The sequence below is a fragment of the Limnoglobus sp. genome, assembly GCF_059499385.1.
In genome coordinates, this window is the sequence record NZ_JCABYM010000040.1 from 1 (window position 1) to 4,727 (window position 4,727).

The window sequence follows — 4,727 nt, forward strand, 5'->3', positions numbered from 1 at the left end:
GTGAGGTTGAGGAACTCCAGGACGTAGGGGTCGCGGACCAGCTCGTCCGCCGTTACCAGGTCGGCCGGCGTCGGGGTGCCGGCCTTCCCGAGCAGCGCGTCCTTCCGGTTCGCCCCGCGGAGCCGCTCGTAGAACTGCGTGCCGATCTGCCGGTCAAGTTGGCGGACCGACCACCCGCCTTTGATCGCCTCGTCCTCGTAGAACCGGCGGGCCGAGGGGTCCGGCACTGTCATCAGGCGGACGTAGTGCGACCACGGGAGCGGGAAGGCGTCGGGGGCGAGCGGGGCGGGGGAAATTGCAGACACCGTCTGCAATTTCTCGGCCTCGGGGAGTTTGGCCCGGAACTGGACCGCGCCCGCCGCCGTCGGCCCGATCTCCCAGCCCAGGTAGAAGGCTCGCATCGAGAACAGGTTCCGCCAGCCGAACCCCCGTCCGTGCGTCTTGGACAGGTCCGCCCCGAGCCGCTTGAGCAGTTCCTCGCCGTAGCCCGCCCGGGCTTCGCCGCCTTGCTCGAACTCGACCACCCGGCGGCCGACTTCCCAATACGTCGCCGTCAGTACCGCGTTCACCGCGCGGGCGGCGGACCGCCGGGAGTGCTCAAGGAGGGCCGACAAGCCGGACAGGAGTCCGCGGTATTCGTCCCCGGCGGCCGGCACGAGCGCCCCGGCCTTCTGTTGTTTTCGCTTCGCCATCGGTCCCGTCCTTGCTCCCGGCCGCGAGCGTACCCGCGGGGCGGGCCGGCGGGCAAGGCGTGTTTTGGTGGGGACGCACCCGGCCAGCGGGACGGTGTGGGCGAGAGGACGGTGGTGCAGGGCCAACCTCTCGCTGGTGTGGTGCCGGTAACGGGCGGGCCGTCCCGGCGTGAACCTTCCGTGGCGTCGTGCGTCGCCGTCACTCGCCGTCGGGCCGGGCGAGGGAGCGGATGGCGTCGGTCAACTCGGCCTCCGTGAGCGTCCAGCCGTCCGCGGGGAGCCGGCCGACGACGCGGAACTTAAGCCGCTGGTAGACGCCGAGGGCGGCCTCGTCGTCCCCCAGCACGTCCGCCGCGAGGGCGAGCGCGAGTTGCGCGGGACCGCTCCCGCCGTAGCCCCACTCGAACCCGTCGGGCGAGTGGGTCCGCAGGTCGAACCGCGGGTCCAGCCCGCGGGGGCCGTCGCCGTCCGAGACGGCCACGGCGCAGCCGTCCTCCGTCCGGCGGCCGGTGTAGGTCTTCATCGTGTTGTCCTCGGGTCGGGGTGGAAGATGAAGGGGACTGTCACGCCGCGAGGGCGAGGAGGGCCGCCGCCTGAACGTCGGCCGCCGTCCGGTCGCCGGCATACTCCACCTGGCGGGCGAGCCGGGTGAGCGCGTCCACGAGCGCGAAGATGGTGAACCGGCCGCCGGCGACCGCCTCGACCGCCTGCTTGGCGAGGCCGCGGCTCAGGCCGCGCTTGGCGAGTTCCTTCAGCACCGCCTCGGCGTCGTCGCCGAGGGTCTTCTCCATCGCCGTCTTCATCACCCGCAGGAACCCGTCCCGCCGCTCGTCCCGCTTCCGGACGAGCAGCTCGACGTGCCGGCGGATCTCCCCGAGGGCGTCACCGACGTTGGCCGTGTGCTTGCGGGTGAACTCGATGACCTCCACCGCGTCCCAGACGATGTGGTTGGCGCACACCGCCTGGAACCAGAACGTCTGGATGCCGACGGAGCGCTTCCCGACCTCCGAGTTCCAGACGAAGAACCCGGGGGCGAACGCCTCGCCCTCGATCTCCGCCCACCCGGCCGGGTCGATCAGGAAGGCGAACAGGTCTTGCTCCCCGCAGTAGAGGCCGGTCGCGCCGTTGAACCCGGCCTGGGGCGGGGTGAAGTCGGTCGCGTAGTCCTTGAGCGTCCCCACCAGGTCGGCGTTGTGCAGGCGGGTGTAGGCCGTCCCGTGGACGGACCGCACCCCCTCCCCGCGGGTGAGCAGTTGGAGCGGCTTGTTCCCGCCCGGGAGGGTCTCCCGGAGCACCTGGGCGGCGGTCACCGGGGCGAGCCGGTTCACCGTCTCCTTGCTCACCCGGGCGAGGCCGCAGAGCTGGCCGAAACTCCAGTCGTTGAGCGCGAACAGGCCGTCCGCACCGGCCTTGAGGCCGAGCCGGCCGTCGGGCGTCGGCTCCGGGGCGAGGCCGCGGGGCGGGTGCCAGCGGTCCTCCGATTCGTCCTTCTCCCGCCGGCAGTGGGCCAGGAGGGCGTCGAGCGTGGGGAAGCGTTCGTCCGGCGCGCGGCGGAACAGCTCCCCGCTCGCGCGGGTCAGGTTCTGCTTGGTCACGGCAGTGTCCTCGGTGTGGGAACGTGTGTTGAGAAACCAAAACGTGTTTTGCACCACCGGCCTCTCGGTCGTGCCGCGAGGAAGCGGGAGGCGGCCGTGGGGTCGGGGAGCGACGGTTAGGAACTACGCTGGGAAAGGGCCTGCCGGGCATGACTCACCGGACGCGGGACAGATACCACGGCACGGCGGACGGTTTCAACTACGCCCGCCGTGACGGCCGGCCGCTTGAATCCCGACCCGGACCCGTGGTAACGGCTCGGCCGTAGACCGCCCCGCTCTCTCCGCCGCACCGAACGAACCTCACGACCCTGCCGGCTCCGCGGGCCACCCCGCGCGCGGAGACCCGGTGGTGCAACTCGGTTTTCCAACTCCGCTCCGAACCCGGCACGAACGGCCGCCGGGCACGCGCCCGGCAACGCCCCGTTCCTGCCTTCCCCTGAGAGGAACCTGCGATGAGCACGAAGAACGGCCCCCCGAAGGCGGCCCCGGCCCGCGGCGACGACCGCCGGGACGGGCCGGCCCGCGACCCGAAGAAGCCGGTCCACGAAGTCCGCCTCGGCCGCATCCGGGCGGCGGTGTGGCTGAACGACACGGACACCGGCCCGCGCTACAACGTCCAGATCAGCCGGCTCTACAAGGACAAGGCCGACAAGTGGAAGGACTCGACCAGCTTCGGCCGGGACGACCTGCCGCTCGTCGCCAAGGTGGCCGACCTGGCGATGGTCTGGATGTACGAACACCCGGCCGGGTCCGAGAAGTAACCCCGGAGGTGAACCGTGCCCCCTCCGAACCCGCTGCCGGTGCCCCTCGGGCAGACGGTGGCGACGCCCGCGGCGCTCGGCGTCCTGTCCCGGACCGAAATCGTCACCGCCCTCCGCCGGCACGCCGCCGGCGATTGGGGCGAAGTCGATGACGAGGACCGGGCGGCAAACGACCGTGCCTTGAAGTCCGGCGGGCGGCTCCTGTCGGTCTACCGCTCGGCGAACGGCGATCCCTTCTGGGTGATCACCGAGGCCGACCGCTCCGTCACGACCGTTCTCCTGCCCGATGACTACTGACGAGTTTTCCGAAAGGCCCGCCGCACCACCGGGCCTCCTTCACCAGCGGGCCGGGGAGCCATTTGAATCGTTCGGAAGCCATCGGGCGTCTTAACACACCGGGGGGCCGGGATTTATGGCAGAGGTAATGACACACAGCACCGCGGGAACTGAAGACCACCACGAAATGGACCTTGCGGCCGGTGACGCCGTGTTGCACGACTTGCGATACTCGCTCCAAATCATCATGTCTGCCGCGCGGCTCTTCGACTCGCCGTCCGTCGGAGACAACCCCATGCTCGTCCGGGCCATCCTGGAGAACGCGCTGGTGATGCAGGAGCGCCTCGCCGCCCTCTCGGCGGGGCTACCCCAATCGGGAGAACAGAGCTACGGCGGACGTGAACCGGGCTGAGAGTATGCCGCAGCGCAGCCGGTCCAGTGGCGCGAATTCGGCTCGTTGACGCTGCCGCATAAAGGACGTTATGGTGCAGCGAGTGGGGCGCTGACGCGAGGTGTCGTGACGGACGAGATTACGCAAGCCTACCGGGGGCAATCACTCAACTGCTGGTCCGGCTCCCTGCCGGCGATTGTGACGCACGCTGGCCCGAAAGCGTCTCGCCGGTTCGTTGAGTTCTTCACAGCCACGATCCGCAACCAGAACACACGGATGGCGTACGCCCGGGCCGTCGGAGCCTTCTTCGCCTGGTGCCGGGAGTACCGGCTCGAACTTATCGACATCGAGCCGATCCACGTCGCGGCCTACATCGAGCGGCATCCCGGGTCGCCGCCAACCGTCAAGCAACACCTCGCCGCTGTCAGAATGCTCTTCGACTGGCTCGTCACCGGCCAGGTGCTCGTAATGAACCCGGCCGCCTCCGTCCGCGGGCCGAGGCACGTCGTCAAGCGGGGCAAGACCCCGGTGCTCGACGCCGACCAGGCCCGCCGGCTCCTCGACTCCATCGACACGGCGAAGCTGTCCGGCCTCCGGGACCGGGCGCTCATCGCCGTCATGGTGTTCAGCTTCGCCCGGGTGTCGGCCGCCGTCTCGCTCCGGGCCGAGGACTACTACCAGGACGGCAAGCGGTGGTGGTTCCGGTTCCGGGAGAAGGGTGGGAAGCTCCACCAGGTTCCGGCCCACCACACGGCCGAGGCGTACCTCGACGCTTATCTCCTCGCCGCCGGGATCGGGCAGGATAAGAAGACCCCCCTCTTCCAGTCCGTCACCCGACACGGCCTCCTGTCCGGCGAGGGGATGACCCGGAACGACGCGCTGCGGATGGTGAAGCGGCGGGCGAAGGCGGCGGGCCTGCCGGAGACGACGTGCAACCACACGTTCCGGGCGACCGGGATCACGGCCTACCTGGGGAACGGCGGGACCATCGAGAACGCGCAGGCCATCGCCG

At 70.3% G+C, this 4,727-nt stretch carries 7 protein-coding genes; 4 read left to right on the forward strand and 3 right to left on the reverse strand.

Going from position 1 to position 4,727, the window contains the following annotated elements; translation table 11 throughout:
* The 3 genes from AC5JJ2_RS06680 to AC5JJ2_RS06690 form a co-directional block, all read right to left on the reverse strand.
* Nucleotides 1–692: DUF1016 N-terminal domain-containing protein (locus AC5JJ2_RS06680; protein WP_495857192.1), on the reverse strand; the 692-nt coding region annotated here is incomplete at its 3' end.
* Nucleotides 693–891: 199 nt separating this feature from the next.
* Nucleotides 892–1,215 (reverse strand): DUF6166 domain-containing protein, encoded by a 324-nt coding sequence (locus tag AC5JJ2_RS06685; RefSeq protein ID WP_495857193.1) that lies wholly within the window; start codon nt 1,213–1,215, stop codon nt 892–894.
* Between the two features lie 40 nt (nt 1,216–1,255).
* A complete protein-coding gene (locus AC5JJ2_RS06690; RefSeq protein WP_495857194.1) occupies nt 1,256–2,287 on the reverse strand; it encodes a DUF932 domain-containing protein in 1,032 nt (343 codons plus the stop codon).
* Between the two features lie 452 nt (nt 2,288–2,739).
* Here AC5JJ2_RS06690 and AC5JJ2_RS06695 point away from each other — a divergent pair, with 452 nt between their 5' ends.
* The 4 genes from AC5JJ2_RS06695 to AC5JJ2_RS06710 all read left to right on the forward strand — a co-directional run.
* Nucleotides 2,740–3,048 (forward strand): hypothetical protein, encoded by a 309-nt coding sequence (locus tag AC5JJ2_RS06695; RefSeq protein WP_495857195.1) that lies wholly within the window; start codon nt 2,740–2,742, stop codon nt 3,046–3,048.
* A gap of 15 nt (nt 3,049–3,063) precedes the next feature.
* Nucleotides 3,064–3,345: a hypothetical protein gene (locus AC5JJ2_RS06700; protein ID WP_495857196.1), complete on the forward strand. Its 282-nt coding sequence runs from the start codon at nt 3,064–3,066 to the stop codon at nt 3,343–3,345.
* 166 nt (nt 3,346–3,511) lie between these two features.
* Nucleotides 3,512–3,736 carry a hypothetical protein gene (locus tag AC5JJ2_RS06705; protein ID WP_495857197.1) on the forward strand — a complete coding sequence of 75 codons (225 nt, stop codon included), beginning with the start codon at nt 3,512–3,514 and terminating at the stop codon, nt 3,734–3,736.
* Between the two features lie 255 nt (nt 3,737–3,991).
* On the forward strand, nt 3,992–4,727 hold a 736-nt coding region (locus AC5JJ2_RS06710), incomplete at its 3' end, for a tyrosine-type recombinase/integrase (protein ID WP_495857198.1).

Coding starts and splice junctions, on each gene's coding strand:
- AC5JJ2_RS06705 (WP_495857197.1), top strand. CDS start 3,512: ATGGACCTTGCGGCCGGTGACGCCGTGTTGCACGACTTGCGATACTCG.
- AC5JJ2_RS06695 (WP_495857195.1), top strand. CDS start 2,740: ATGAGCACGAAGAACGGCCCCCCGAAGGCGGCCCCGGCCCGCGGCGAC.
- AC5JJ2_RS06685 (WP_495857193.1), bottom strand. CDS start 1,215: ATGAAGACCTACACCGGCCGCCGGACGGAGGACGGCTGCGCCGTGGCC.